Raw genomic sequence first — 26,693 nt, 5'->3', positions numbered from 1 at the left:
AGTATGGAAACTAAGCTAATCATCATACGAGGAAACTCTGGGAGCGGAAAAACAACGACTGCGAAAAATCTTCAAAATCATTTAGGACATGGAACGCTCTTGGTTTCTCAAGATGTCGTTCGCCGGGAAATGTTGAAGGTTCACGATAGAAAAGGTAATCTTTCAATTGATTTGATTCGCCAAATTGCGGAATACGGTACGGATAAATGTGATTTTGTAATTGTAGAGGGAATCTTGAATAAGAATCGATATGGTGAAATGTTGAATAACTTAATCCAATTCTATAATCAAAAGTCATATACCTATTATTTTGATTTATCTTTTGCGGAAACAGTTAGGCGACATAATTCTAGTGCGAAAAAGATGGAATTCGGCGAGGATGCTTTACGTGCCTGGTGGAATCCAAATGATTATCTTGGCATGGAAGGCGAAACGATATTGACTAATGGTATGTCGCAAAATGATGTATTGAAACTGATTTTAAATCAACTTCAAGAGTAATTACAGAATTTTGATCTTTTAGGACGGGGGAGGGTTATGTCATTTATATATTAGTTTTTGGGATGTTGTATATTATTGGTCTCCCTTTGACAACGCTTATTCATGAAATAGGTCACGCCTTTGGGCTGGTTTGTTCAACAAAGAATGGTAAGGCAAGGATCTATATTGGAGATTTTAGTGATTCAAATAAAGAGAATTTTAAAATCGGGAGAATACATTTTCATATTGTTTGGGGAGTAGGCGGAATCTGTAAATATGAAAAAGATAAAATGACAAAATTTCAAGCCGTTTTAACCACAATAGGCGGACCACTAATATCTGCACTGTTTACCTTTATTCTTTTTTTCTTTTTTTCTTTCTTTATCAACCCATTAATAAATTTTATTTTATAACGGGCATGTTTTGGATGAACCTTATTCAATTTATTGTGACGATCATTCCAATAGTTTATCCAAAATGGTGGGGACCTTATGGCGGTAATTCTTCAGATGGTTATAAAGTATTGAAGATTTTAAAACAATAAGTTACCTACACTATTCATAAATAATACCAGCTAATATCAAAAAAGACTATCCCAGAATTGGGCTCGCTAATTTTTTATTTGGATCGAATGTGGTTAGTTAGTATACTGGAAAAAATATAGTGTTTTAAATCTTGTCTGAAGTACAGCCTTATGAGTTGACAGTTGCTAGGCCAGGAGAAAAATTTTTTATGAATAAGATGCAATAATCATCTATTTTCTGGAATAAGCAATTGCGGTAAAAGAATGATAAGATTAAATAAAGATAATTCATAGAGGCTTAAAATGCAATACGAAGCTAAAACCACAATCGAATATATTGAATTACTAGACGATGACTGGAGAAAAGAGAAACTACTAATTGTAAGACAATTAATTTTAGAAAATGCGCCTGAACTCGAGGAGAGTATCCAATACAAAATGCTTTGTTATGGAAATGAGTCTTTCAAATTGTTTCATTTGAATGCTCAAAAGTCTTATGTGAGTCTATATGTAGGTGCGATTGAGAAAATAGAAAATGCCAAGGAGTTTCTGACCGGATTGGATTATGGAAAAGGGTGTGTACGCATTAAAAAGTCAGTGGATTTGCATGATTGCGGAATTGAAGATTTTGTGAAAAAGGCTATTAATACTTGGAGGGCTGATGGTGATACTTCTTGTTAAAAGTACTTAGAATATCAAAAAGTATTCATCGGGAGGGAATGTAGACTTGAAGATACACCCATTGTTGTCCCAATCCATGATAAGCCAACGAAAAAAACGCAGATACCTTAATGAAATCGTTTGAATCTAACTTTCGACCAGTAATTGGAGATATCATTGATGATGCTGGATTTGATTCAAGGTTTTATAATGGATATGAGATTGCAAAGGTCACCAGTAATTACACTTTAAATGAATGTTTAGTTTCACTTGCGCCGTACCAAGGTTACTATTTGTGTGCATGTTCATGATAACTGGGGGATTACAGATTGGATAAAACAATGATTTCGAATCGCTTTAAAAATTTCGCTGTTAAGGAATGCCAAGACTCAAGTGAGTTATACGAGCACTTGTCCCTAAAGATATCCGAAGATGATGAGATGTTAGAGGTATGCTCCAACGCCAAAAGGGGGCAGCCTGTTCCGAATTTATTCCTTGGTGCAGTTCACTACCTTTTGCTTAAAGGAACAGACCATGAATTAAAACAGTTTTACGGAAGTATTGTTGAATCCACAAAAGACGCAAAGGATTGTTTTCCTTATTTTAAAGACTTTTGCCAGAAAAACAAAGGTGAAATTATTTCCATTTTGAAAAGTAAATTAGTACAGACAAATGAGGTAAGGCGCTGTAGTTACCTTTACCCAAGTTTTTGTTTTATTTATGAGAAAGTAAAAAAGCCTTTAGCATTAATTGAAATAGGGACAAGCGCTGGTTTGCAACTTCTCTGGGATAGGTATTGTTACTCCTATGAAACTGACAAGATTTACGGAGATCATAACTCTGACGTGCATATAAAGGCTAATGTAAAGGGTGAAAGTTCTCCATTTTTACTGCCTAATAGCCCACCGGTAGTATCTAGGATAGGGCTTGATTTGCATATTAATGATTTAAACGACCCTGAAGATTATTTATGGTTAAAATCGCTTATTTGGCCGAATCACAGTGAAAGACGAGAGTTGTTTGAAGGCGCATCAAATTATGTAAAAAGAAACCTTCTGGATATGGTTGAAGGGGATGGAGTGGCATTATTATCTGATATTGTAATGGAAATCCCTCAAGATGCAGTAATATGTGTTTTTCATACACATGTAGCAAATCAATTACCACAGGAAGTTAAATTTAAACTTTTAGAAGACGTAAAATTGATAGGTAAGCAAAGAGACATTTTCCATTTATATAACAATGTACAAGATCGAAATTTTCATCTGGATTACTATATAGATGGCAACGAATACAACAGTACTGTAGGGGAAACCGATGGTCACGGAAGGTGGTTTTCTTGGAGATTGTCCTAATTTAGGATTTTCCAATAATCCCCGCTTTTATTTTTAAAGTATTGGTAAGTTGGTATTGAGCGAACGAGGCGCGAAAACTGCATAAGACCTCTGAAGCTATATTGAACAGGGAATCAGTCCCGACAAGTTCTACGGTGTGATTTCAAGGGGGGTTACCATCCACAAAAAAATAGATTCTGCTCCAAAGAGGCACATATTCGAATAAGAATGCGCTTCTTTTAAACAATTACTTTAATACACACAAAAGGGGGGTGCTTTTTGAGCAAGGGATTACTTCACCATATTGAGATATACGTTTCAGATTTAAGGAGATCGGTTGAATTTTGGGGATGGTTTCTCGAAGAACTTGGGTATAGCACATTTCAAGAATGGAATGGCGGACAAAGTTGGAAATTAGGAGATATCTATATCGTCTTTGTACAAACGGAAGAAAGGTTTTTGGGTGTTCCATATCATAGGTGCCGGGTCGGACTTAATCATTTAGCATTTTACGCATATTCACGAGAACATGTCGATGAAATGACTGAAAAGATAAATAATAAAGGAATCAATATCCTTTATAAAGATAAGCACCCATTTGCTGGGGGTGAAGACCATTACGCCCTTTATTTTGAAGACCCCGATAGAATAAAGGTAGAGCTTGTTGCGCCATGATATGATCTTCTTTTATCGGGCGCTTTCATCAATATATTTTGGATTACTCTGAAATTAGCCTATAATGAGCTACCTTTTGTCGCTCACCTACTTTGGGATCGGCTTTTGTAAAAGGCATCGGGACGTTTGGTACAAGAAAGTGGAATCGGATTAGTCAATATTATTTTGGATGGAGATAAATTGTTTTTTATGTTACCCGAATCGAAGGTGAAATCGATCATGCGAATTTAAATGAACTTGCAAATGCCTTAGGCGTAGCTGTAAACAGTATCAAAGCCAGTTTTAACATCGATATCAGAGCAGTATGGATGACGTACAGCTCCCTGATTTAGAAGTGGTCTGAAATTTATGTCCGAACATGGAAAACTTGCTTTATTGACTACAGCAGGTGTAACTGGTGTAACAGTCTTTGAAGCGAAACGACCTCGGCTGACTCAGATACAACATTCGAAGTAAGTTCCTTTACCCTTGCTATTGGACTATTTTGTTGAATAAGGAACTCGAGAAATTTTGAGGGGGAATAAATAATTAAAAATCTATGCGTGAGTCATGAATTAGCATTCTTCACAAGAAATTATTCGGGAAAGGTGAATATTAAGTATGGTATCAATAAAGATCCAAAGTTTTGGGGATTTTTAAGTTTAGATTTGCCTTTTGATATCGAAATAGCTAAGAATTTTCCGGTGTGTGAAGCGAGTGTCTCTTACAATGGTAAAGGATATAATTCAGTTTTTGGATGGATTCAGACTGTTGATATGGATATTAAAGATGATAACTATCAAAGTTCATTTGTCGATGTTGGTGCTCTTTTTAAAGGGATAGATATGCCCTTTTTTAGCTTCGGAAACAATCCAACATTATTTGATGCCCCGTGTATGATAAATGTAAGTAATGTGAACTGGACGGCACAGTCTTTTTTGGTAGCTGTGGGAAACATAATTAGGACAACGAATGTTTATTATGTGATTGGTTTTGAATGGGGGTATGAAGTTATTGATGATGTTCCTCAAATTAAACCAATTAAGCAACTAAAAATGAAAGATTGGAATACAAAGGTTGATTTTTTAAATAGAGAATACTCCAGCTGGAATTTTGTAAAAGGTAATCTTAGCTCATCCTCAAAATAGACGGGGATATTCCTTTTTTTGCGGGTGCTAAATCTGGATTAGGACTACTTTTTGTTTTACATGAAAGGACAAAATGTTAAACAGTACATGTTAAAATTTATAGTATTAAGATGACTTTTAAGGAGAGGATATATTGCTTAATGCAGTTGTAACAGGTGGCGCACAAGGCATTGGAAGGAGCATTGCAATTAAATTAGCTGAAGACGGGTACAGAGTATTCATTATTGATAAACAGCAAGACACTGGTCAGCAGACTGTAAAAGAAATCAATGAGAAATACGGGGAAGCTTTCTTCTTTAAGATGGATATCACTAATTTGAAGGGGTTTTCAGGACTAATTTATCATATTTTATAGAGAGACTGGTTCGATTTCGGTATTTGTAAATAATGCCGGGGGTGTCGGTGATGTTTGTTTTCCGGATGTTGAAATAAAACAGTGGAGCGAAGTAATTGACCTCAACCTAAAAGGTGTCATGCAAGGCGTTCAAAGCGCAATAAAAACCATGGATAGCGGTGGCGATATTATCAATATTTCATCGATGGCAGGCGTAGGAAATGAACCGCATGATTCTCCAGAATATGCTGTAAGCAAAGCAGCTGTCATAAGGCTAACCACTGCAATATCTGATCAGCTTATTCAGCAAAATGTAAAAATAAACACATTCTGCCTGGGCTGGGTTGATACTCCAACCTCTCAAAAAACAAGAGAAAATATGGATCCTGCCGACATTCCAGAGAATATTTTAAGTTCAGACGATATTGCAAACAAAGTCAGAGAGCTTATCAAGAGTCCAAGAACTGGAAAGGTTGTTGTATGGGAGGAAGACCAAAAACCTTATGACCTTTATGATTGATGTTAGAATCAAAAATTTGTATACGTTGAGGTGAGATAATGAATCCAATTCTTTTTGATATACCGGAACAATTTGAAACCGAACGACTATTATTGCGGGCGCCTCGGATTGGCGATGGAGCTGTAGTTAATGAGGCAATAAGAGAGTCATATGAATCTTTACATAAGTGGATGAAATGGGCTGATCATATTCCAGAAATTGAAGAGACTGAAGCAAATGCTCGTAAACATCGAGCAAATTTTTTATTGCGTGATTCATTTGCTTTTTATATGCTGGATAAGTCTTCTGGAGAGTTCATTGGTACCTGTAGCCTGGTAAAGGTAGATTGGCAAGTGCGCCTTTTTGAAATTGGTTACTGGATAAGGGAGTCTGCTTCTGGACAAGGATATATGAGCGAAGCAGTGGACGGTTTGACACAATTTGCTTTTAGGAATATTCAAGCCAATCGTATCGAAATACGTTGTGACACTAGGAATGTTGCCAGTTGCAGGGTTGCTGAGCGTTGTGGTTATCACTTGGAAGCAATATTAAAAAATAATTTCATCGATCTGTTGGGTGATCTTAGGGATGATTGTATCTATACAAAGGTACGCTTAAAGAATGGTTCGTTCGGTTATCCAACATCATCTAGTTAATGTGTTAGTAGATTGCTTGTGGAGTTTTGGTTATGTTTCCGCAATATTGCTATATCACACAACGTTGTAGAAATATCCTTGACTAAGGAGTGCTTTAGCTGAATAGCATATTCAATTATCAGGCCAGATTGTGGACCAGATGAAACCTTCTTTAAAATTCACCGTAAGTGCAGAAAGGGGTGCATTTATTATGAAAAAAGGTCTGTGATGTTTTTGTTTGTGGTAAGCGTATCAATTTTACTGATGGGGTGTGGTACAGGAAAGAAAAATGATGATAGTGATCTTACAGATAGTTTTTGAAAAAACGTAAAAAGTTGAAGTAATCTTATCAGATGGTTCCGGTGTCATTACAACAATTTCAGACGACAATGATATTGATAACTTTGTTAAGATGTTACAAATTGATGAGTGGGATTCAACAGATCCCCTTTTAGGTGCTACTAAGGGAAAAACATTTAAAATGTATCAAAAAGATACTGTTAAACCTGGGGAGTCAGAAAATCAAAATGATAATTTAAATGAAGTTGCTGCTATGACAACATACAAAGATGTCCCACATATTGAATTTAGTTTAAAAAGTTATTCATTTAATTTCAAAGTACCAAAAGAGGTTGCTGAATATCTGAAATCAAATCAGTCAAGGTGAGAAAAATTGAAAAGTCATGTATGTTGGAAAAAGAATGAGAAGGAAAAAGGATGTTATGGCAATGGTTTTTCCAATCAGGGTGGATAACCGTTTTCTTTTTCCTCAATGAGCCATTATGTTGAAGTACAAGAGAATTGTGAAGGATGGATTTTATGAGAGAAAAAGATTCCCCTTATATTATTGCTGTTGCTGGGGTTTCTGGCGGAGGAAAAACAACGATCACAACACACTTAAGTCAGAAATTGCATAATTCAAAGGCGCTTTATTTTGATGACTATGATTTTGCTGGGCCCGAGAACATTGTAAATTGGGTAGAGAATGGATCCAATTATAACTTATGGGATTTGGAACCCCTTATAAAGGATTTGGAGGTACTACGTAACCAACGGCTTAATTACATTGTCTTGGATTTTCCATTTGCCTATAAGCATATTAAAACAAGTGAATTCATTGACCTTGCTGTATTTATTGACACCCCATTAGATATTGCACTAGCACGCCGTGTTACCAGAGATTTTAGAACGGGATCAGTTGAAAATGTCCTGTCCGATATGTAAGTGTAAAATATTTCTCGAGGTTATTTGAGCGATATTCTAGCCAAAAAAGAAAAGGCACTCTATCATAAAATGTATGCTTTGACTGGGCAAATACATTTTAGAGAGAGGCCTTTTCATGGGGAATATTATATCAAATATTAATGAGTTAATAAAGGATACCTGTAATTTGATTGAATTAGAGGAAAGTATCCGATTGTTTATGTATGAGGTATTTGCTTCTAAATTGGGAGAAGTATTTACTGGATTGAATCAAGTCATTAAGAAAGAGAAGCAAGCGATGGGTTGGACAGTGAAGCGAGATGATTGGAAAACAATTCAATTCACCTTTGGGTCAGTGTGTTTTTGTCACACGCTTATGGGTGATGAGAAGGGAGATTCTCATTATCCCTTTGATGAATGGTTGGGAATACGAAAGAGCCAACGACATAGTCCATTAGTGGAAGTAAAAGTGGCAGAACTTGCTAGTCAAAGTACATACCGGGAAACAGCACGTGTTTTAAAAGAATGGACTGCAGTTAACCTCAGTCACACAACGGTTGGAAGCATTGTAAGACGTGTTGGGAAAGCGCAGGCACAGGCGGATGAAGAAATGGTAATTGAGTTGGATGAGGCTGCTTTCCTGCCGGAGGGGAAAAAGGTGGAGTATCTATATGCGGAGGCAGACGGTGTTTTTGTGCGTAGTACAGTGAAGAAAAAAGCCTGGAAGTGCACCATGCCATTGTTCATGAAGGTTGGGAGAAAAATGGAAAACGAGTCGCTTTACGAGAACCCAAAGTCATCATGACGACACAATCAACCCCAGACTTTTGGAATGAAGTACAATCCCTTACAGCCCATCGTTATTCACTGGAGGCTACGCGGGTGGTCACAAACAGTGATGGAGGATTAGGATATACGGCCGAGAAGTTCCAAGAGGCCTTTTCACAATCTCATTTCTCTGTCTTGAATCAGTTGGATCATTATCATGTTTCACAGGCTGTAAATCGTGCTTTAGGTGGCGAACGGAGTAAGTATAAGGATGGCGTTAAAAAGGCACTAAAAGAACATGACCGGGATGCTTTTATATTATGGCTAGATACGTATGAGAGTACCCTAGACGATACAAAAAAAATAGAAAAGGTAAAAGCATTTCGTACGTATGTTATGAATAATTGGGAACGGATTTTTGACTGGCGAGAAGTCGTTGAAAACCCACCAAAAGACGCAAGAAGTTTGGGAGCGATGGAATCAAATCAAAGACACATTTCTTTTCGTATGAAAAAAAGAGGGATGCATTGGAGTTCAGAGGGCGGAGAAGCCATGGTTAAAGTGAAACAAGGGATTTTAAATCAAACACTTAGAGATGTGTACCTAAAACATCAACACAGAAGCGCTAGAAAGCAACGAGAAATTAAAAAAGCAGTTAGAATGTCGCAGATCCTACGTAACCCAACTCGTCCATCAGTGGGAGCCAGACAAGGCGCTATAGGCTTATATACGGCTCATTCAACAGCCATGGGTAATTTAGTTAAGAGCTTTAAATAAATGATACCCTGATTTAGGGGTTACGTTCTTGGGCTTTAGAACGTTACCTCAAAATCGGGGCCAGCAAGCGACAGCGCGGTAGCCCGAATAAAGTGTACAAAATGATGGTGCCTGAAATATTGGTATGAAAGCAACATCGAGAAAAACTTGACACATACGTCCGATATGGAAAATTACATCTCCCGAGGTAGAAAAGGTTATATTGAGATGTTAAATACGATTAAGCCGAACTCTGATATCATTGTTGATGGATCAGAACCGGTATCAGAGATTGTAAATCGGATTTGCGAGCAGATAGTAATGCTTGAACTGTGAGTGTCTCACAAACGTCCACATTGCCAGAATTTAGTTACTATCTATTAAGTATTTATGCGTTTTTTGGCATAACCTTAGAAGGCATTACCGAAAATAAGGTAGGTGGATAGTGGATGGATATATTTATACCAATCGGCTTAGGTTTTATAATAATTTTATTGATTTTCATTATTGCCAAGTGGTTAAAACAAACCAATGATACATCATTATTAATTTGCATAATTGCTTTTTTATAGATAAATTTCTTGAGAACATTAATCAACAAAAAAGAGGAAGGGATATATGCATAGCCTATTTATCTCGACTATAATTTTTATTATAGCAATTACTCTCCTTTCGCTATTTTCGAAAAGACTTGAGAAAAAGATTCTTTTCCCAATAGCATTCGGTTTTATTGGCATTGTCTTATTTTTTATCAGTTTTATTATTGGCGGATGGGAAGGAATGGGAGTGGGAGCGATTAGTGTTTCACTATTTATAGCTTCTATTATAGCCTTAATCGGTATTGTGTTATTAAACAAAATGAATTTTGGCAGTCATAGAAGATGAAATCAATTGTATTTGGCAAATAGCTTTACAAAAATAAGGTTTCATTAACAGGAGCTTTAATTGAATATCATTTTAATTGGCTCCATTAGGAAACAACTGTTAAAGAAAGCTGAAAAATTATCAATAGACAAAGGATTAAACCATCTTGAAGCATGGACTAAGGATCGGTACGTCCTATAAACATTATTGTATCGGATAACAATAGGGTAATAGAAGAATAAGGGAGTTTCAAAAATGGGCTATGATTGGAAAACGTGCCCCTCTCACATGAAAAATTTTGTTTATAATCTTAAAAGAGGGATTAAGGAAATTATAAAAGAAGGTTTCGTGGGTTTTTATATACATGGTTCCTTAGCAATGGGAGGTTTTAATCCGAACAGTAGCGATATTGATGTTTTGGTTGTTACAAATAAAACAATGGAAGTTGAGATTAAAAGGATTTTAGCGCAGTTCATTTTAAAACATTCTAAATCACCGTTTCCGGTTGAAATAAGTTTCTTAAGTAAGAAACAATTAAAAGATTGGCAACATCCCTGTCCATTTGATTTTCATTATAGTGAATTCTGGAGAGAACGGTATCAGTACGATTTGTTAAGGGCTCCAAAACAGTTTAATCTAAATTATTTAAAATTAATTATCTTTTAGCAGGATTCTTGCATTTTATGTCGAACCTTGTAAGTAGAAATAAAATGAGGAGGATCGCAAAAATGTATACCATCGATGAAGCATCCAGCATACTTGGTGTTCATCCCACTACATTAAGAAGGTGGGAGATAACATCCTCTCGAACCACCGGTGGCCATAGAAGATATGCTGTAGAAGACCTCAGTGCTATCAAGCGTGATTTGAAACCACTTCAAGACAAAATTGTTATTGGGTATTGCCGTGTCTCATCATCGGACCAAAAGGAAGAGTTAAAAAGGCAGGTCCATACCGTTTCGCAGTATTGTTCTGCAAATGGATATCAGTTTCGTATTATAAAAGATCTGGGAAGTAGTTTGAATTACGATAAGAAGGGGTAAAAGAATTAATCCGGCTGGTGCAAAGCAATCAGGTGGAGAAAGTTGTCGTCAACTACAAGGATAGGTTATTACGTTTTGGGTATGAATTGTTGGAACAAATATGTGCCTTCCATCATGTGAAAATTGAAATCGTCAACCATACAGAGGATAAAACATATGAGCAGGAGTTAGTCGAGGATATGCTTTCCATTATTACTGTCTTCAGCAGCCGCTTGTATGGAAGCAGAAGTCACAAGCGAAAGAAACTGCAACAAGCGGTGAAACAAGTCATTGAGGACAACGGCCATGCTTACGTATAATAAAAAGGTACGATTGGTGGTTACAAAAGAAAACAAGCAGTTACTCGATTCTCAATCCAGAATGTGCAACTGGCTGTACAATCAATTGCTTGATGCGGTGGAGGAAGATTATCGCAATGGAAAAAAGAAAAAACTGCTTTCCGGCAGAAACCTGAGGAATGAAGTACCGAAAATAAAAGGGGAAAACCCATTTTTGTTTAAAGTCCATTCCTCCCCATTGAAAAATACGGCATTACGGTTAAAAGATGCCTATGAACGATTTTTTGATCCAAAATTAATGAATGAGAAACCAAAATATCGTTCATGGAAAAAGAAGTGGTTTTCGCTATATTATGATGAACCAAAAAAAGGTTTTAAATTATTGGATACCAATCTGCTTTCCTTAAGTTTTGGCAAATTAACAGATGAAGAATACAAGGAATTAAGGAAAACAGATGAACAGGCTAAGAAGACCATCAAAATCAAAGTTGGACTCGTGGAAGCGGTAGAACTAAGCAAAACGGAGAGAATCAAAACCCTTCGCATTACAAAGGATCTGGATTCGTATTATGCCATTTTTACAATAGAAGATGCCAAGGAAATCACCAAGGTGGAGGAACAATCGTTTATTGTATTTGATCCTAACCATAAGAATTTAGCAGTAGGATTAGGTAGTGATGGAAAATCATATGAATTGAAATCCATGAATGCACTGTTAAAGTATTGGGATAAACGAATCGATGAAATCAAACCAAAACGGGACAAATGTGAAAAATTTAATAAGCTGGTATGCACCCCAAACGTCACCTATTTTGAGCCAAGCAAACGTTGGAAGAGACTCAATAGTGCTTTGGAAAAGGCGCAATTAAAACGTCGAGAACAAATGAAGACGCTGTTATTTAGCTATGCACATTATTTTTCCAAGCGTTACGATGCCATTTACATTGGTGACTATACACCAACTCCCGATGTGGCAAAGTACGGGACGATGAGAAGGGCCATGTTAAATCAAACACCAGTTGGACAGTTTCGCCGTATATTAAACTGGGTGCAAGCGAAAAGTGGCAAGCATTATCAAAAGATTGATGAACGGGATACAACCAAAACCTGTTGTGTTTGCGATCATCAGGAGAAAAAGGATCCATCCATTCGCAGCTTTACATGTGTAAACTGTGGTACAACGCTTTCGAGAGATATCAACAGTACAGTTAATATCGGAAAGAAAGCCAAAAAGCGATTGCCTCGCGCAGGCTACATAGGTGTGGAATCCCCTATGTATACAGTGTGGTGGGATTTTAAACAGGCAAAGATTGCTTGTGGTTTGACCCCATCTGCTGGCCTCGGGAAGTAAATCCGGGGGGTGAAACAAACATTCTTCTTGGTAATAGAGAAGAGGTCTTTGATTAATTTTAGGCTTAATTTCGGTTAGGTTTAAATAAACAAAGGAGTGCGGTACATTCAAATTTTTAAATGAAGATATTAACACCGATACAGATTTGGCAGCTCACGTAACAATAACTAACCATAGAGGTATATGTGTAGTTGGCGACCCCATTGGTAAGGTTTTCCCTTTAGTTCCACGATCAAATTATATATCGTCAATAGTAGGCGATTTTCAGGATTGTTTGCAGAGTATTGAAGACGAACCGGTTTATTGTTCGTTAAATATGATAAGAGTGTATTGGTATCTAAAAGAAGGGGTTATTTCATCAAAGCTAGAAGCTGGTAACTGGGGACTAAAAACATTACCACAAGATTTAAGAATTATAGTGAGAAAAGTAGTTGATATTTACACGGATAAGAAAGACACTTTCCTTTGATAAGGATGGACTTAAATTGCTAAGGGACTATATGGAAGAAAAGGTGCAAGGGTTATTACACTAATGATGCTTAGTTTAATATGAATATTTTTCTGCGAACAGGCGCACGACAAGTTCCGCTATAAGTGCCTTGACGTGTTAAACGTGGCGAATTTTTGAGAATTAACTCTAGCTTTACAACCAAGAATGGGAATGACGGATATTTCCTTTGTTTATCAACTATATTTATTTTAGTATGAGGAAGGAGAAAACCTATGGAAAAAGATGAAACACATCCTGTTATACGGTTCGTTCGCAAAAATGACGCACAAACAATCTTAAATATTCAACGAGATGTTATTTCCGAAAAAAACTATTTCATAACAACTTCAGATGAATTTAAAAGTACTTTGCAAGAGCAAGAGGATGAAATACAAGAAATTATGGAAAATAAAAGAGAAACATTGCTTGTCGCTGAAGTGAATAATGAAGTTGTTGGATGGCTAAAATTTCATTCTTCACCCTTAAAAAGATTATCTCATGTTGGCACATTCGGCATGATGTTATTAAAAGATTATAGGAATGTGGGTCTAGGTAAGCAGCTTGTCAGTACAATGTTAAATTGGGCTGAACAAAATCATTACATTGAAAAAGTGAGTTTGGGCGTCTTTTCAACTAATGATAGAGCAATAGAGTTATATAAGAGAATGGGTTTTGCAGTAGAAGGGCGTAAAGTTAATGAAATTAAACTAGATGAAAATACATACATAGATGATATTCTAATGTACAAAATGGTTTGAAGGTCATTCGATAAATGAGTGCATTAATCGAATTAAGAGTGCGTTTTTCTGAACCGGACTGATCACGGAGAAAGACTTATAATAAGATCTATCGAGAAAGAATAATCGTCTTATTCAGAATCAGTCCCTAAATGAAATAAGATCTGTTAAGGTTAACGTTGGAGAGTGTTGTAGATGAAGACGCTATTAGAATTAATGAGGATTACTGTGATTTTTGTATTTTTCTATGGAATTTTGGGTTCTCTTTTATATAATTTGTATTCTGGAATTGATGCCGATAAATATGGCTGGATAGGTTATATAGCAATTCTTGTTTTATTTTTTCTTCTGTATAGGAATAAATTGCAATTTAGCGGTTGGTACACGGGCAAGGGAAGAAAAAAACTCTCTAAATGGGTATCAAAATCGCTTGTATTTATTTCAATATTATTATTGTTGTTACCTCCGATTCTGGTTTTCTTATGAAGGTGGTTAATTCTGTATAGGCATCCGCAGTTTTGGTATGCTAAGCATCCGGAATGAGAATTTCCGAATATAAGGGTCGTATTGTAAGGGTGTAGAGTACCAACGTTTTAATGGGGGGGATTTGATGAGTGACAAAGAAACTCCAGAACAAAAAAGGGAAAGGTTAAAGCAAGAGGAATCACAGAGAAACCCAACAGGCAATGTTAACGAAGCTTTTAACAGATCAAACAATGGCAGTCTTGTTGATTTGATAGGTAGTTTGGGATGGAAGGGTACTGGAATACTTCTGCTTGTAATCATATTAGGATTTATAATATATTCCGTCCTCTATCGCTAATTAAATTGTGTCTACGTATGTGTTAAAAGGAACATTTCTTAAATAAAAAACAGTTTTCTCCTGGTCAAAGCGGGCGGGCGCCTGTCATCGCTTTTTTGTTTTAAACTGTGTTAGGTAAAGCCGTCTCAACGTAGAAACTTCCTGGAATATGAAAATCGCCGTAAAACATGTTGAAATCGCCGATAAATGTGAAGTGGGGGGCCATATAAAGACTGTTCCATTCAAGTCGAACAGTTAACGCTTACTGTTCGCACCTATGTTTAACAAGAACCATCCACTCATCAACAGCAAACCTTTCCACATGTTGATTTTTCACTTTGATCTGAAAATAATTTTGAATATCCTGCTTCGTATTCAATAAATAGTCTTCCACGTTATTTATTTCTTCCTCCGTTTGCAGTGTTCGTTGTGCCCATTCGCGAAATGGCAGGGTCTTTTTGCGGGTTGTTTCTTTTACTATCTGTAAATGTTCCTTGTCTAACATGGACTTCCATTGTGAGATCGACCGCGCTCGAACATGACTTGGATCACGCATTTTTTCCAATGTATTGTAGAAATGATCAAGTCCATTGTCTTTCGGGGCAACGTTGTCGATCAATAGGAATTGCCCATCCGTTTTTAATACGCGTCTCACCTCGGCAAGAAATAAATCCGGATTGGGAAAATGGTGGGCTGCTATTCGGCATGTGACAATTTCAAATGTATGATCCGAAAAAGGTAAATTCTCGGCATCAGCAGCTGTAAAGCGAATATTTTGGTAGTCTTTTAAATGGTTTGCCGTATTTTTAAGCATTTCTTCAGTCAAGTCTGTGGCAACAATTTCACTAACATAAGGTGATAAATATTTGGCAACATGCCCGCCGCCCGTTGCAATATCCAGCGCTTTAGTATTTTGTTTCGGGTTTAGCCATTCCCTCATCTTTACTAAATCGTTTATGTTGGAATGGGTCGAACTTGTGATATATGAATCTTTATTTTTGGAGAATACTTGCCGCACCCTATCTTTTTCATTCATACACTCGCCTCCAGTGTTTTTACTAATATCATATGCTTTTGCATGCAATAAGTAAAATATTAATTTATAATCGAATGTAATAACAGATAATTATACTTAGGGGAGCCTAAATACGATGAAAATCGAGGATTACGAGCTATTATTAAAATTACAGGAAATTGGTACGATTCGCGGGACTGCCAAGGCGATACTGATATCACAGCCGGCAGTTACCCAGCGTCTTAAATATATTGAAGAATATTTTGGTACGACTATCTTTATTCGTACATCCAAAAGCCTTGTATTAACACCGGCCGGAGAGATGATTTTGGATCATGCAAATGATGTAGTGAACAAGGAAAAGGCGTTTAAAAATCAATTGGCTGAGTCTGGTGATGACATCCGGGGAACCTTATCCATTGCCTGTTCTACGCTGGTTAGTCAACGGTTCTTGCCGGGAATTTTAGCGGAATATACGCGTTCTTATCCAAAAGTTGCGATTGATCTTGTAACTGGATTAAGTGAAGCGATCAAGCGTGATCATAAAAATTACCATGTCTGCATCATTCGTGGCGAAACATTGAAAGACTCAACCTGCGAGCGCTTGTTTGATGATCCGTTATTCCTTTTCGATACCGTAACATTCCCAAAAGCGGGTCTAAAGGAGCGGCCGCTGATTTCCTTCAAGAGTGACGATAGTATGCACGAAGCCGTTGATAATTGGCTTTATTATCATCAGGATCAGATCAAGCCTGTCAAGATGATTACGGTGGATCAAATTGAGACATGTAAGCAATTTATGAAAGAAGGATTGGGAATGGCGGTTTTGCCAAAGAGTGTTGCCGACCGATTGATGGATGAATATCCGCACATCCCATTAAAAATGAACGGGGAAAGTGTAACCAGAGATACGTGGATTTGCTACCAGGAAGACTCCCGGAAATTACCACAGGTGGATCGGTTTATTTCCCTAATCAATGAGAAAACATTCCTGTAGTGAAAATCTGACTTTTCTCGATTATGTTTAATAGCCTGGACAATGAGGAACAAATAACTATAAATACTTGTTCAAAAGGAGTGTTTCGATCATGAGTAATGTTATATTTACGTCAAGTGCTACAGCAAAGAATGGTCGTGATGGACATGTGAAATCAAGTGATGGTTTAATCGATTTGAATCTTGTTAATCCGGCAACAAATAAAGAAGCGAAAGGATCCAATCCGGAACAACTTTTCGCGGCTGCATATTCGGCGTGTTTCGACGGAGCACTAAACCTGGTTGCCTCACAACAGGATAAGAAAATTGATTCAGAAACAACCGCTGATGTCAGCTTTTGTAAGGATCCGGAAGATAACGGGTTTAAAATCGCGGTTAAATTAAATGTAAAAATCAAAGGCGTCAATCCGGAAGACGCGCAACAGCTTACCGAAGATGCCCATCAAGCATGCCCATATTCAAAAGCAACAAGAGGTAATATAGAAGTAGAACTGAATCCGGAAGCAGTGGAATAAAAAGAAAAATGGATGATCCTACTGTGAAATTGAACAAATTGCACCAATTTACCCTTTTGAATGTATTTGTCTAAGAGGAACCTTATGTTAAAAGTATTATAAGGATATACCACAAATGGCACAAAGACAGGAAGAGAAGCAATCAACATCATGCTCCTCTTCCATGGTGGTTTGATTTCTAATGGTATAGACTAAGAGCCGACTAGTATCCACCACCTACATACGCAGTGCCAACAATGATTAGGAGGATGAAGAGTACAACAATTAATGCAAATCCTGCACCCATACCGTGTCCGCCATCGTAGCTCATGGCTACACCCCCTTTTTAATCGATACCATAGTCTATGAATTAATAATATGCTTTGTAATGGACAAGTGTGGAATTTATCAGCAATGAAACTTTCGCCTATGCTGCACCACTTCAGTTCTTCTTATTGGTTTAACAATATGCTTTGGTACATCTACTACATTAATACGATTAACATGGACAACTGGATGAATGATTGGATGGACTCGTCTAACATATTTATTTCTAACATGATATTTTGGTGGACAAAAGATCGGTCTTTTGTGAAACATATTTGTTTTCAACTCCTTTATTTATTAGATGATTAATTAATAAAAAATGGAACGGACAAAATCATTAGTGACTTTTAAAATAGTTGCATTAATTGGTTGTAAGGGGATTGGTCAGTCTTTTTAAGAATGCTTTTTCGGAGGTTATCCAGCAAGAAGGCCTGCCATAGAATATGTAAGGCATTAATTGAGGTAAAAAAAGTTAAAATCAACAGAGGCATAAAAAAATAAGGTAGGGACATGAAGAAGTACCTGCCCCTTATTACTGCTATAAGAAGCTCAATACGCAATTCATTGACTGTACCATATTCTCCATCCTAAGATTCCCTTAGAGTAGCCATTTCGTTAATAACCTAGATCCCTTGGCTCGCTTTTATTGTGTGATATGCTGTCTCTAAATTCAGTATTAAAAGAAAATTCAACATAATGATAGATTGATTGATACACTCATCCGCTGGTAACAGGATAACTTTGTAAAGCGGTAAAAGCCTTTGCCATTTTTTTTGCAAACTTAATAGGGGGCTCAACAGATAGGATGTGTATATAAAGAATAACCGGGTCTGAGTATATCCAATGGTTATGGAGAGCAGTAACCGTTAACCCCTGTTGAGTAAGCGCGCGTGTAAATGGTGCAACCTCATCTTCCAGAATTGTTATTTCCGACATGTTTAAGGCATTTCCTTCCTGATCTAAGGACTCGAAAGATACATTTGCTTCCAGGGCGGAGGAAGCATCTTTTCCCATAATAGTTACATTAAAATCCCTTGTAAGTTCTACAGAGCACACATTGTCACTGAATTTTCCCGGCCCGTGAAGCGCATCAGCGAATTGGTTGCAAATGGATTCACCCATGCTTGTTCCTGTTTTCCTTGGTGATATTCTTTGGTTAAGGATATCATAATCGCGTTTTACCTCATCCATCAATTTGATAATGAATGCTTTGTCTTGTTTATCCTTTTTCTGCATCTCTTCACGTAATTGTACGATATTACTACAAAGAATACTCATCCGCTCATTACGATTAAGCTCATTGATCATTTCTTCCAATTGATTCAACCAATGATTTGCCGCATTTAGATAATCTTTCCACTCATCATAAATCAATCTTTTTACCTCCAATGCATTTAACCCCTAAACATTATATGTAGTGTAAAATGCATCGTGTGTTTTACAAACAGAATTGATTTGAACCGGTTAGCAAAAGCAGGAACCCGAAATGACTATTTATATGATTTATTTTCTAAAACAATAATTTTACTATCCCTGGAACAGCTTACCTTTTTTGTATGTTCAACCAATCGCTTTATACGGCCGCAACATTGCTTAGCGCCAGTAATGAGTAAAGGGACGCCGATAAAGTCAATGTGCAGGCCTCTGGAGAATAACCCTCCAATTGTCATAGCAATTGGTACCGTTGGTGAAGTATTCGAAAGTATTATCTTTTCATCAAGATTATAATTTTTCTGTAACAATGTACTGAAGTTTTGTAGTGCCGGTACGACATATTTATCATTTTTTCTACCTATGGTATAGACAGCATTTCCATCTTCATCCAATCCATGAAATATAAGCTTTCCGAAATCATGCTTTGTTAATTTGTTGAAATAATCTACATTAATAATTTCTTCTTTCGTAAGTGTTCTATCAGTTGGGAGTTTTTTAAGATGATAAGCGGCCACTAACGAAGTTGTATGTGTTCCTCCGTAATCGTTGTAAATAAATATCACTAAATTCATCCTCTCTGTAATTCTTTTTTATATTATGAACTCCATGAGGCAAATTAAACATAAAAGCTGGGCAACGGAGGGGAAAATAAATAAACAAGGCATAAGCCCGGTGCTTAAGTGCTAATTCTGTAATTGATCGATCTTAAGAGCAGTGTTACTGGTGCAAAATCTTGTGGAAAGGGATTCGGTCCAGAATTCATTCTTAAATCAAGGATTCATGATAGCTTAAACCTCCCTCTATATAATTAAAATATCTTCAAAATGCTCTTGTTTTCTTAGAGCCAAGGAACACAACTTACATCAGACATAATTGGAAAAACGGATGATCCTACTAATCATCCGTTTTTCTTTACTCTTAATCGATCAACCACTGTTTTATTCGGTGTTACAAACAGTGTCTTCTGATTATCGTATGTGACATAGCCTGGTTTGGCTCCGTTTGGTTTTTTGACATGACGGATAGTCGTATAGTCGACCGGTACGGATGAGGAGTCTTTGGACTTACTGAAATAAGCAGCGATTTGTGCCGCTTCCATTAGCGTATCGTCACTAGGCTCCCGATCGCGAATAATCACATGGGAACCAGGAATATCCTTTGTATGCAGCCAAATGTCATCACGGTGGGCAACCCTTGTTGTCAGATACTCATTTTGTTTATTATTTTTGCCGACAAGGATTGGTGTACCATCTGAGGATTGATATGCTTCCGGTTGTGGCTTGTTCTGTTTTTTCTTTTTTTTATGCTGCCGCTGTTTTTTTAAATAACCTTCATCACGAAGCTCTTCACGAATTTCTTCAATATCCGCTTCCCGTGCAGTATCCATTTGTTGAAGCAGACCATCCAAATAGGCAATTTCTTCATTCGTTTTGGTTATTTCTTTCTCCACCATTTGTTTTGATGTTTTTAGCTTTTGGTATGTTTTAAAAAAGCTTTGCGCGTTTTCGCTTGGCGTCTTATTTGGGTTGAGGTCGATGGTGATTTCTTTTTGCTCGGGATCGTAATAGTCAATGACCGTGACGGTAGAATCGCCGGGTTTTACCATGTGCATATTTGCTGTTAACAGTTCACCAAGCCGTTGATACTTGTTGGCACCTGCAGCTTTTTTTAATGTTTGGTCATGCTTTTTTAATTTCCGTTCATTTTTGTCCTTTTCATTTTTGATTATCCGGTACAAATCTTTTGCCTGTTGTTTGACGCGGTCGCGTTCTGCTTTCCCGGAATAAAACGTATCAAGCATCTGATTCGTTGTTGCAAATGCTTCCTTCTCTTCTGCATAAAGCGTAATGGGCAATACATGAAAGTCTTCCTTTTTTCCATGATAGATAGCCGGTGTATAACGATTGTGCTTGATGGAATCCTGTACCGTCAAAAATGTTTCCATATACTTTTTTTGCGAACCCAGTTTTGCTCGATGGACAATTTCATTGGCAATCATTGGTGAAAAGCCAACAAGCATCTGAACAACTTGCTTATCCATTCTGCCAGCGTTAAAATCCAGTTTTTTAATAAAATCCTCACCGCTTATTTCCAATGGATTCACCTTGTGCTGGGCCGGCGGTAGTTTATATGCCTGTCCTGGCAGGATCGTCCGGTAACTATTTTGAAAAGCAGGGACATGTTTTAGACTATCAATAATATGTCCTTTCTCCTGGTCAACAAGCATGACATTGCTATGCTTACCCATTAACTCCATGATCAGGGTTTTGTAGGCGATGTCACCAATTTCATTACGTGTTTTAAAAGTAAAAGTGACAATCCGCTCCATCCCGTATTGTTCAATGGATTCGAGTGTTGCTCCTGTCAAGTGTTTCCGGAGCAGCATGCAAAACATCGGAGGCTCTTGCGGGTTTGTATATTCGTCAGCTGTTACATGTAACCTGGCATAGGTCGGGTGAATCGAGAGTAATAAAGCGTGATTTTTACCTTGACTGCGGATCGTTAAAATGAGTTCTGTTTCAGTTGGTTGATAGATTTTTGCAATTCTGCCTGGAATGATGTTCATTTTTAATTCTTCTGTTACGGCTCGGGTAACAATTCCGTCAAATGGCATGCGATCACCTCATAAGTAATTATAGCATTTTTAAGTGCTTGTCTGCATAGAAATGAATAAACAGATTGGACAATCCCTAAAAAGTATTTACCAAGGGATAAAAGTGTGCAGGTGCATGTGGAGGTATTTAGTATGAAATGGTATCAGTCAGATGTAGATGAAGTTGCAAAGCACTTACATGTGGAAATGGATAAAGGATTACCTGTGAAACAAGTTACAAAACGCCGGGAAAAATTCGGTCCCAACGTACTGAAAGAGGAAAAAAGCACATCAATATGGTTAATATTTTTGAAACAGTTTCAGGATTTCATGGTGATTGTCTTACTTGCAGCAACGCTAATTGCCGGATTGTTGGGGGAATACGTTGATGCGATTGCAATTATGGTTATTGTGATCGCCAATGCCTTTTTCGGGTTTTTCCAGGAACAGAAGGCGGAAAAATCATTGGCAAAATTAAAAGAGCTCTCGGCACCAGTAGCAACAGTTTTACGAGACGGGGAATGGGTGCGTATCTTTTCTCAGGAAATTGTTGCAGGTGACGTCATCAGGCTGTCAAGCGGGGATCGAATACCAGCTGATATACGGATCACAAAGTCTGCAAGCCTGGAAACTGAGGAATCTGCGTTAACAGGGGAATCCCTGCCCGTTATGAAGCATGCCGCAACCATCAATCAAGATCACTTGGACCCGCAAGACCAACGTAATATGGCATTTATGGGCACTTTGGTAACAAGAGGTAATGGGATTGGGATTGTTGTCGGGACAGGCATGAATACGGTGATGGGTCAGATTGCTTCACTAATGGGCAAGACGAAGAAAATAGCCACTCCACTGGAAAACAAACTGGCGGAGTTGGGGCGGATCCTAATATTTGTTGCCCTCGCTTTAACAGCTTTGGTTGTTATTATCGGTGTATACCACGGGCATCCTGTCTATAACATGTTTTTAGCCGGTGTGTCATTGGCGGTTGCGGCGATTCCCGAGGGTTTGCCTGCCATTGTGACAGTTGCGCTTTCTCTGGGAGTGCAGCGGATGATCCGGAAAAAAGCAATTGTTCGCAAACTGTCAGCAGTAGAAACATTAGGTTGTGCATCGGTCATTTGTTCAGATAAGACCGGTACGATGACGGAAAACCAAATGACTGTTAAAAACATTTTCTTAAATAACAAGCATCTCTATGTAACCGGGGACGGCTATGATATTCAAGGTGGTTATTTTCTGGATAACACAAGGGTCGATGATACGTTTCCAAACTTATTATCGATGCTCACCTATGGAGAATTATGCAACCATGCCACATTACGGGTGAAAAAGGGAAAATATGTTGTTGACGGTGATCCGACAGATGGTGCGTTACTGGTGGCTGCCCGTAAAATTGGACGTAAACCAGGTCAGGATGATTACAAAATCATTAAGGAAATACCGTTTGATTCCGATCGTAAACGGATGAGTGTTATTGTGGAAGATAAGAACAGACAGCGATTTGTGATTACAAAAGGGGCACCGGATGTACTGCTTCCCAGGTCATCCTTTGTACAGGGTGAAAACGGCAGAAGATTATTGAAACAAAAAGACAAGCAACAATTTGAAACAGCGATCGATGATATGGCCGAGCAAGCACTTCGTACGATTGCGATTGCCGTCAAGCCGTTAACCAACGGTGATACAATGGATACGGCGTTTGTTGAAACCGAATTAACATTAGTCGGATTGTATGGCATCATTGACCCGCCACGTAAAGAGGTCAAGCAGGCAATCGCTGAATGTCGAAATGCAGGGATTAAGACAGTGATGATTACCGGCGATCATGTTAACACAGCAAGAGCGATCGCCAAAAATCTGGAGCTGCTTCCCGAAAATGGTCTTGTGCTTGAGGGCAGTCAGTTAAATCAAATGTCGGCAGAAGAATTACGTGACTGTATTGACCTGGTCTATGTTTTTGCCAGGGTAACACCTGAGCATAAACTGAAAATTGTCAATGCCTTTCAGGACAAAGGGCATATCGTTGCCATGACGGGCGATGGGGTGAACGATGCACCCGCAATTAAAGCCAGTAACATCGGTATTGGCATGGGGCAAACAGGTACCGATGTAACCAAAGAAGCATCATCACTGGTTTTGATGGATGATAATTTCGCAACCATTAAAGCGGCGATCCAGGAAGGACGGAACATTTACGAAAACATTCGCAAATTCATTCGTTATTTACTGGCCTCCAATGTTGGCGAAATTCTGGTGATGTTCTTTGCGATGCTCTTAGCTTTACCGCTTCCCCTCGTACCTGTGCAAATCTTGTGGGTGAATCTGGTAACCGATGGACTTCCGGCGATGGCGCTTGGCTTAGACAAACCAGAGGGTAACGTAATGCAGCGCGCGCCTCGGAATCCAAGGGAAGGCGTTTTTGCCAGAGGGCTTGGTTTTAAAATCATCACAAGAGGTATTTTAATAGGAATGGTTACATTGGCCGCGTTTATGGTCACTTATCATAATAATCCGGATCACCTTGTTCATGGGCAAACGGTTGCCTTTACAACCTTGGTCATGGCCCAGCTGATTCATGTATTCGATTGTCGTAGTGAAGATTCGGTATTTTCCCGGAATCCGTTTGAAAATATATATTTAATTTGGGCGGTTTTGTCTTCCATCCTGCTGTTACTTATCGTGATTTATCTGGAACCATTGCAACCAATTTTCCATACAACGTTCCTGGGTCTGCATGATTGGCTACTAATTATTTTCCTTAGTGCATTGCCAACTGTGCTGTTTGGATTTACCAAAAAATAATGAAATGATATGAAACTTCCATCTTTAACTTACAGATGGAAGTTTTTATTATACCAGTTAACTGGTATAATAAAACAATGTAAAATCAGACAGATGGATGTGATTGTATGGTAAGAAGCATGACTGGATATGGAAGCAGTATTGTATCATTGGACAATGCAGTGATCACAGTGGAGGTGAAGAGTGTCAATCACCGCTTTCTTGATGTACAACTAAATATTCCTTCATCCTTTATGTATCTGGAAGAAAAACTTAAAGAACGGATTCGAGCTTTTTTTGGACGTGGCCGGGTTGAAGTCACCCTGAACATCGATGGTACTGGTGCTGTTACAAAAACATTGGAAACCGATTGGATGTTATTAGATCAATATATGGAACAATTGAAACAGATAAAAGCGCGCTATCAGCTAACCGGTGACATTCCTATGGATATAATACTGTCCATTCCGGAATTATTCACGGTTCGGGAAACCAACGATGCGAATGGTTTATCAGAAAATATTTTAACATGTGTGGTGGATGCCTGTTCCAAATTGCTGACGATCAGAGAAGATGAGGGCGAAAAACTGCTTGCCGATATAAACGGACGAATACATACTGTAAAAGAATTAGTCGGGCGATTACAAACGCGAAGAGACCAGGTGATTGAGGAATATCGTCAGCGGATCTATCAGCGGATTGAAACATATATCGGCGACAAGCTTGATACGGATAACCAACGAATGTACCAGGAAATCGCCCTGTTAGCGGAAAAAGGGGATATTACCGAAGAAATCACCCGGTTGTTTAGTCATATCGATCATTTTTTCTCTACCATCCAACAAGACACGCAAATAGGAAGGCAGCTTGATTTTATCCTGCAAGAGATGCACCGGGAAATAAACACGATCGGTTCCAAGTCAACAGATCCGAAAATCAGTGAATGGGTGGTATCAATCAAGAGTGAAGTGGAGAAAATGAAAGAACAAATCCAAAATATTGAGTAATAGCTTGTGTTTTGCTGTTATTTTTTCATATAATAGATATATTATGGAATTGTTTCAAGTGGTGATGGACTGGGATAATCACTTTACGGCGGCTAAGTTCAGTCCGGTTCATACGCTGCTAAACGGGCGCTTACACTTTTCGTTTTAAGGGGGAAACAGTTTGAATTTACGTTTAATTAATATTGGCTTCGGTAATGTAGTTTCCGCAAATCGGATCATCTCGATTGTATCGCCGGAGTCAGCACCAATCAAACGGATTATTACAGTAGCACGTGACAATAATAAATTGGTGGATGCCACATATGGACGCAGAACAAGAGCTGTTATTATTACGGATAGTGACCATGTTGTATTATCTGCCGTTCAGCCGGAAACAGTAGGTCAGCGGGTGCTGAGCCATGAAGAAGATTCAGATGAATAAATGGGAGGTTAACTCGTTTTGATAGAAGAGAAAGGGATTTTATTTGTTCTCTCTGGACCGTCTGGTGTCGGAAAGGGTACAGTGAGAAAGGAATTGTTTAATCATGATACCCAGTTAAGATACTCCATTTCAATGACAACCAGAGAAAAACGACCCGGCGAAACAGATGGAGTCGATTATTTTTTTAAAACAAAAGCAGAATTTGAGAATTTGATTCGTCAAAACCAGTTATTGGAATACGCCCAATATGTGAACAACTACTATGGAACACCAAGAAAATATGTGGAAGAGACATTGGCAGCTGGGCATGACGTTTTTCTGGAAATTGAAGTTCAGGGTGCATTACAAGTGAAGAAAAATTTTCCGGAGGGTGTATTTATTTTTCTATTTCCACCAAGTTTGGAAGAATTGAAGAATCGAATTGTCAGCCGGGGAACGGAAACGGAAGACCTTGTGCTAAACCGGTTAAAAGCGGCACGTGATGAAATTGAAATGATGGATGCCTATGATTATGTTGTCGTCAATGACCAGGTAGATCATGCAGTAAAAAAAATAAAGGCGATTATCCAAAGCGAACATTTGAAACGGGAACGAATCGCGAAACAATATAAGCAATTATTGGAGGAGGAATAACTATGATGTTAGATCCATCAATTGATGCATTGCAGGAACAAATTAAATCTAAATATACGCTTGTGGTTTTATCTGCACGACGGGCACGCGAAATGCAACATGACAAACCATGCCAAATCGCAAACCCGAAATCAGATAAGAATGTTGGCAAGGCGTTGGAGGAAGTTCAGGCGGGAAAACTATTCGTCAAAGAAAAAAATCCTGATGGCGAAATTACCGAAACCGAACAGTTCCGCTCCTAGGCTTTACTCTATACACGATTTTGATACTCTCGCCAGTGAGCTGCGCGGGGGTATTATTTGTTTTATGAACAAATAATTTTGTATGATGTATATAGAGGATGTTCAAAAAGTCCGGTAAAAATGACACGTCGAATTTCGTTGTTGGCTTGCTTTTCCGCTCCTCATGTACCTTTTATGTACACTCCGGT

Annotated in this window: 33 protein-coding genes and 1 pseudogene; 29 read left to right on the top strand and 5 right to left on the bottom strand. The window is 38.1% G+C overall.

Features of this window, described 5'->3' with window-relative positions; all coding sequences use genetic code 11:
• Positions 1-3 precede the first annotated feature (3 nt).
• The 22 genes and pseudogenes from O2S85_RS10635 to O2S85_RS10530 all read left to right on the top strand — a co-directional run bounded on the left by O2S85_RS10635 (position 4) and on the right by O2S85_RS10530 (position 14,580).
• The gene (locus O2S85_RS10635) at positions 4-501 is read left to right on the top strand and encodes a kinase (RefSeq protein ID WP_269412553.1); all 498 of its coding nucleotides are present in this window, start codon (positions 4-6) and stop codon (positions 499-501) included.
• 62 nt (positions 502-563) lie between these two features.
• Positions 564-893: a hypothetical protein gene (locus tag O2S85_RS10630; RefSeq protein ID WP_269409318.1), complete on the top strand. Its 330-nt coding sequence runs from the start codon at positions 564-566 to the stop codon at positions 891-893.
• Positions 894-1,306: 413 nt separating this feature from the next.
• Positions 1,307-1,684 carry an iron chaperone gene (locus O2S85_RS10625; protein ID WP_269409317.1) on the top strand — a complete coding sequence of 126 codons (378 nt, stop codon included), beginning with the start codon at positions 1,307-1,309 and terminating at the stop codon, positions 1,682-1,684.
• A gap of 320 nt (positions 1,685-2,004) precedes the next feature.
• A complete protein-coding gene (locus tag O2S85_RS10620; protein WP_269412552.1) occupies positions 2,005-3,018 on the top strand; it encodes a DUF2332 domain-containing protein in 1,014 nt (337 codons plus the stop codon).
• Positions 3,019-3,276: 258 nt separating this feature from the next.
• The gene (locus O2S85_RS10615) at positions 3,277-3,672 is read left to right on the top strand and encodes a VOC family protein (protein WP_269409316.1); all 396 of its coding nucleotides are present in this window, start codon (positions 3,277-3,279) and stop codon (positions 3,670-3,672) included.
• A gap of 542 nt (positions 3,673-4,214) precedes the next feature.
• Positions 4,215-4,799: a hypothetical protein gene (locus O2S85_RS10610; RefSeq protein WP_269409315.1), complete on the top strand. Its 585-nt coding sequence runs from the start codon at positions 4,215-4,217 to the stop codon at positions 4,797-4,799.
• Between the two features lie 133 nt (positions 4,800-4,932).
• Entirely contained in the window at positions 4,933-5,154 is a 222-nt protein-coding gene (locus O2S85_RS10605) for an SDR family NAD(P)-dependent oxidoreductase (RefSeq protein ID WP_269409314.1), read from the top strand.
• On the top strand, positions 5,141-5,653 hold the full coding sequence (locus tag O2S85_RS10600; RefSeq protein WP_369420090.1) for an SDR family oxidoreductase: 513 nt from the start codon (positions 5,141-5,143) through the stop codon (positions 5,651-5,653). The genes O2S85_RS10605 and O2S85_RS10600 overlap by 14 nt, the downstream gene beginning before the upstream one ends.
• A gap of 38 nt (positions 5,654-5,691) precedes the next feature.
• Entirely contained in the window at positions 5,692-6,288 is a 597-nt protein-coding gene (locus tag O2S85_RS10595) for a GNAT family N-acetyltransferase (RefSeq protein WP_269409313.1), read from the top strand.
• Between the two features lie 391 nt (positions 6,289-6,679).
• Complete coding sequence (locus tag O2S85_RS10590) at positions 6,680-6,934, top strand: hypothetical protein (RefSeq protein ID WP_269409312.1); 255 nt, start codon at positions 6,680-6,682, stop codon at positions 6,932-6,934.
• Positions 6,935-7,086: 152 nt separating this feature from the next.
• Entirely contained in the window at positions 7,087-7,491 is a 405-nt protein-coding gene (locus tag O2S85_RS10585) for a nucleoside/nucleotide kinase family protein (RefSeq protein WP_269409311.1), read from the top strand.
• Positions 7,492-7,606: 115 nt separating this feature from the next.
• Positions 7,607-9,015 (top strand): annotated as a pseudogene (locus O2S85_RS10580) (ISLre2 family transposase).
• A gap of 147 nt (positions 9,016-9,162) precedes the next feature.
• Positions 9,163-9,330, top strand: a complete 168-nt coding sequence (locus O2S85_RS10575) for a nucleoside/nucleotide kinase family protein (RefSeq protein ID WP_269409310.1) — start codon at positions 9,163-9,165, stop codon at positions 9,328-9,330.
• A gap of 282 nt (positions 9,331-9,612) precedes the next feature.
• Complete coding sequence (locus O2S85_RS10570; RefSeq protein WP_269409309.1) at positions 9,613-9,879, top strand: YesK family protein; 267 nt, start codon at positions 9,613-9,615, stop codon at positions 9,877-9,879.
• 234 nt (positions 9,880-10,113) lie between these two features.
• Positions 10,114-10,524 carry a nucleotidyltransferase domain-containing protein gene (locus O2S85_RS10565; protein WP_269409308.1) on the top strand — a complete coding sequence of 137 codons (411 nt, stop codon included), beginning with the start codon at positions 10,114-10,116 and terminating at the stop codon, positions 10,522-10,524.
• Positions 10,525-10,586: 62 nt separating this feature from the next.
• Positions 10,587-10,901, top strand: coding sequence for a recombinase family protein (locus O2S85_RS10560; RefSeq protein WP_269409307.1), 315 nt, complete (start codon positions 10,587-10,589; stop codon positions 10,899-10,901).
• 17 nt (positions 10,902-10,918) lie between these two features.
• Positions 10,919-11,200, top strand: a complete 282-nt coding sequence (locus O2S85_RS10555; protein WP_269409306.1) for a recombinase family protein — start codon at positions 10,919-10,921, stop codon at positions 11,198-11,200.
• Positions 11,187-12,530, top strand: a complete 1,344-nt coding sequence (locus O2S85_RS10550; RefSeq protein WP_269409305.1) for an RNA-guided endonuclease InsQ/TnpB family protein — start codon at positions 11,187-11,189, stop codon at positions 12,528-12,530. The genes O2S85_RS10555 and O2S85_RS10550 overlap by 14 nt, the downstream gene beginning before the upstream one ends.
• 145 nt (positions 12,531-12,675) lie before the next feature.
• Entirely contained in the window at positions 12,676-12,999 is a 324-nt protein-coding gene (locus O2S85_RS10545) for an aminoglycoside adenylyltransferase domain-containing protein (RefSeq protein ID WP_269409304.1), read from the top strand.
• Positions 13,000-13,253: 254 nt separating this feature from the next.
• Positions 13,254-13,778, top strand: a complete 525-nt coding sequence (locus tag O2S85_RS10540; RefSeq protein ID WP_269409303.1) for a GNAT family N-acetyltransferase — start codon at positions 13,254-13,256, stop codon at positions 13,776-13,778.
• A gap of 174 nt (positions 13,779-13,952) precedes the next feature.
• Complete coding sequence (locus tag O2S85_RS10535; RefSeq protein WP_269409302.1) at positions 13,953-14,243, top strand: hypothetical protein; 291 nt, start codon at positions 13,953-13,955, stop codon at positions 14,241-14,243.
• A gap of 124 nt (positions 14,244-14,367) precedes the next feature.
• Positions 14,368-14,580, top strand: a complete 213-nt coding sequence (locus O2S85_RS10530) for a DUF6366 family protein (RefSeq protein ID WP_269409301.1) — start codon at positions 14,368-14,370, stop codon at positions 14,578-14,580.
• A 241-nt stretch (positions 14,581-14,821) separates the two neighbouring features.
• On the opposite strand, the gene O2S85_RS10525 is transcribed toward O2S85_RS10530, so the two are convergent.
• Positions 14,822-15,595, bottom strand: coding sequence for a class I SAM-dependent methyltransferase (locus O2S85_RS10525; protein WP_269409300.1), 774 nt, complete (start codon positions 15,593-15,595; stop codon positions 14,822-14,824).
• Positions 15,596-15,710: 115 nt separating this feature from the next.
• Here O2S85_RS10525 and O2S85_RS10520 point away from each other — a divergent pair, with 115 nt between their 5' ends.
• Both O2S85_RS10520 and O2S85_RS10515 read left to right on the top strand, forming a co-directional pair.
• Positions 15,711-16,571 (top strand): LysR family transcriptional regulator, encoded by an 861-nt coding sequence (locus O2S85_RS10520; RefSeq protein WP_269409299.1) that lies wholly within the window; start codon positions 15,711-15,713, stop codon positions 16,569-16,571.
• 91 nt (positions 16,572-16,662) lie between these two features.
• A complete protein-coding gene (locus O2S85_RS10515) occupies positions 16,663-17,085 on the top strand; it encodes an organic hydroperoxide resistance protein (RefSeq protein ID WP_269409298.1) in 423 nt (140 codons plus the stop codon).
• A 202-nt stretch (positions 17,086-17,287) separates the two neighbouring features.
• Here the strand turns inward: O2S85_RS10515 and O2S85_RS10510 are convergent, their stop codons facing one another.
• The 4 genes from O2S85_RS10510 to O2S85_RS10495 form a co-directional block, all read right to left on the bottom strand.
• Positions 17,288-17,371, bottom strand: coding sequence for a YjcZ family sporulation protein (locus tag O2S85_RS10510; protein ID WP_269412550.1), 84 nt, complete (start codon positions 17,369-17,371; stop codon positions 17,288-17,290).
• Between the two features lie 737 nt (positions 17,372-18,108).
• Positions 18,109-18,513, bottom strand: coding sequence for a DUF1259 domain-containing protein (locus O2S85_RS18915; RefSeq protein WP_439649457.1), 405 nt, complete (start codon positions 18,511-18,513; stop codon positions 18,109-18,111).
• A gap of 368 nt (positions 18,514-18,881) precedes the next feature.
• Positions 18,882-19,388 carry a DUF3189 family protein gene (locus O2S85_RS10500; RefSeq protein WP_269412549.1) on the bottom strand — a complete coding sequence of 169 codons (507 nt, stop codon included), beginning with the start codon at positions 19,386-19,388 and terminating at the stop codon, positions 18,882-18,884.
• Between the two features lie 335 nt (positions 19,389-19,723).
• Positions 19,724-21,439 carry an Rqc2 family fibronectin-binding protein gene (locus O2S85_RS10495; protein ID WP_269409296.1) on the bottom strand — a complete coding sequence of 572 codons (1,716 nt, stop codon included), beginning with the start codon at positions 21,437-21,439 and terminating at the stop codon, positions 19,724-19,726.
• A 132-nt stretch (positions 21,440-21,571) separates the two neighbouring features.
• Between O2S85_RS10495 and O2S85_RS10490 the strand changes: the two genes are divergently transcribed.
• From O2S85_RS10490 to rpoZ, 5 genes are all read left to right on the top strand, one after another.
• Complete coding sequence (locus O2S85_RS10490) at positions 21,572-24,223, top strand: calcium-translocating P-type ATPase, SERCA-type (RefSeq protein WP_269409295.1); 2,652 nt, start codon at positions 21,572-21,574, stop codon at positions 24,221-24,223.
• 107 nt (positions 24,224-24,330) lie between these two features.
• Positions 24,331-25,209, top strand: coding sequence for a YicC/YloC family endoribonuclease (locus tag O2S85_RS10485; protein WP_269409294.1), 879 nt, complete (start codon positions 24,331-24,333; stop codon positions 25,207-25,209).
• 160 nt (positions 25,210-25,369) lie between these two features.
• Positions 25,370-25,630: an extracellular matrix/biofilm regulator RemA gene (remA, locus tag O2S85_RS10480; protein WP_269409293.1), complete on the top strand. Its 261-nt coding sequence runs from the start codon at positions 25,370-25,372 to the stop codon at positions 25,628-25,630.
• A gap of 18 nt (positions 25,631-25,648) precedes the next feature.
• A complete protein-coding gene (gene gmk, locus O2S85_RS10475) occupies positions 25,649-26,263 on the top strand; it encodes a guanylate kinase (RefSeq protein ID WP_269409292.1) in 615 nt (204 codons plus the stop codon).
• Positions 26,264-26,265: 2 nt separating this feature from the next.
• The gene (gene rpoZ, locus O2S85_RS10470; RefSeq protein ID WP_269409291.1) at positions 26,266-26,505 is read left to right on the top strand and encodes a DNA-directed RNA polymerase subunit omega; all 240 of its coding nucleotides are present in this window, start codon (positions 26,266-26,268) and stop codon (positions 26,503-26,505) included.
• Positions 26,506-26,693 lie beyond the last annotated feature (188 nt).

Origin of the sequence: Lentibacillus daqui (genome assembly GCF_027186265.1) — a bacterium.
GTDB lineage: Bacteria > Bacillota > Bacilli > Bacillales > Amphibacillaceae > Lentibacillus_C > Lentibacillus_C daqui.
This window is presented reverse-complemented; position numbering and strand designations above follow the sequence as displayed.

What these genes read in the sequence shown, in the direction of transcription:
- O2S85_RS10585 (WP_269409311.1), top strand. Translation starts at nt 7,087, where the DNA reads ATGAGAGAAAAAGATTCCCCTTATATTATTGCTGTTGCTGGGGTTTCT.
- O2S85_RS10630 (WP_269409318.1), top strand. Translation starts at nt 564, where the DNA reads ATGTTGTATATTATTGGTCTCCCTTTGACAACGCTTATTCATGAAATA.
- O2S85_RS10525 (WP_269409300.1), bottom strand. Translation starts at nt 15,595, where the DNA reads ATGAATGAAAAAGATAGGGTGCGGCAAGTATTCTCCAAAAATAAAGAT.
- O2S85_RS10485 (WP_269409294.1), top strand. Translation starts at nt 24,331, where the DNA reads ATGGTAAGAAGCATGACTGGATATGGAAGCAGTATTGTATCATTGGAC.
- rpoZ (WP_269409291.1), top strand. Translation starts at nt 26,266, where the DNA reads ATGATGTTAGATCCATCAATTGATGCATTGCAGGAACAAATTAAATCT.
- O2S85_RS10590 (WP_269409312.1), top strand. Translation starts at nt 6,680, where the DNA reads ATGTTACAAATTGATGAGTGGGATTCAACAGATCCCCTTTTAGGTGCT.
- O2S85_RS10490 (WP_269409295.1), top strand. Translation starts at nt 21,572, where the DNA reads ATGAAATGGTATCAGTCAGATGTAGATGAAGTTGCAAAGCACTTACAT.
- O2S85_RS10495 (WP_269409296.1), bottom strand. Translation starts at nt 21,439, where the DNA reads ATGCCATTTGACGGAATTGTTACCCGAGCCGTAACAGAAGAATTAAAA.
- O2S85_RS18915 (WP_439649457.1), bottom strand. Translation starts at nt 18,513, where the DNA reads ATGGGTGAATCCATTTGCAACCAATTCGCTGATGCGCTTCACGGGCCG.
- O2S85_RS10570 (WP_269409309.1), top strand. Translation starts at nt 9,613, where the DNA reads ATGCATAGCCTATTTATCTCGACTATAATTTTTATTATAGCAATTACT.
- O2S85_RS10595 (WP_269409313.1), top strand. Translation starts at nt 5,692, where the DNA reads ATGAATCCAATTCTTTTTGATATACCGGAACAATTTGAAACCGAACGA.
- O2S85_RS10635 (WP_269412553.1), top strand. Translation starts at nt 4, where the DNA reads ATGGAAACTAAGCTAATCATCATACGAGGAAACTCTGGGAGCGGAAAA.
- O2S85_RS10530 (WP_269409301.1), top strand. Translation starts at nt 14,368, where the DNA reads ATGAGTGACAAAGAAACTCCAGAACAAAAAAGGGAAAGGTTAAAGCAA.
- O2S85_RS10535 (WP_269409302.1), top strand. Translation starts at nt 13,953, where the DNA reads ATGAAGACGCTATTAGAATTAATGAGGATTACTGTGATTTTTGTATTT.
- O2S85_RS10560 (WP_269409307.1), top strand. Translation starts at nt 10,587, where the DNA reads ATGTATACCATCGATGAAGCATCCAGCATACTTGGTGTTCATCCCACT.
- O2S85_RS10565 (WP_269409308.1), top strand. Translation starts at nt 10,114, where the DNA reads ATGGGCTATGATTGGAAAACGTGCCCCTCTCACATGAAAAATTTTGTT.
- O2S85_RS10520 (WP_269409299.1), top strand. Translation starts at nt 15,711, where the DNA reads ATGAAAATCGAGGATTACGAGCTATTATTAAAATTACAGGAAATTGGT.
- O2S85_RS10620 (WP_269412552.1), top strand. Translation starts at nt 2,005, where the DNA reads ATGATTTCGAATCGCTTTAAAAATTTCGCTGTTAAGGAATGCCAAGAC.
- O2S85_RS10550 (WP_269409305.1), top strand. Translation starts at nt 11,187, where the DNA reads ATGCTTACGTATAATAAAAAGGTACGATTGGTGGTTACAAAAGAAAAC.
- O2S85_RS10540 (WP_269409303.1), top strand. Translation starts at nt 13,254, where the DNA reads ATGGAAAAAGATGAAACACATCCTGTTATACGGTTCGTTCGCAAAAAT.
- O2S85_RS10625 (WP_269409317.1), top strand. Translation starts at nt 1,307, where the DNA reads ATGCAATACGAAGCTAAAACCACAATCGAATATATTGAATTACTAGAC.
- O2S85_RS10510 (WP_269412550.1), bottom strand. Translation starts at nt 17,371, where the DNA reads ATGGGTGCAGGATTTGCATTAATTGTTGTACTCTTCATCCTCCTAATC.
- O2S85_RS10515 (WP_269409298.1), top strand. Translation starts at nt 16,663, where the DNA reads ATGAGTAATGTTATATTTACGTCAAGTGCTACAGCAAAGAATGGTCGT.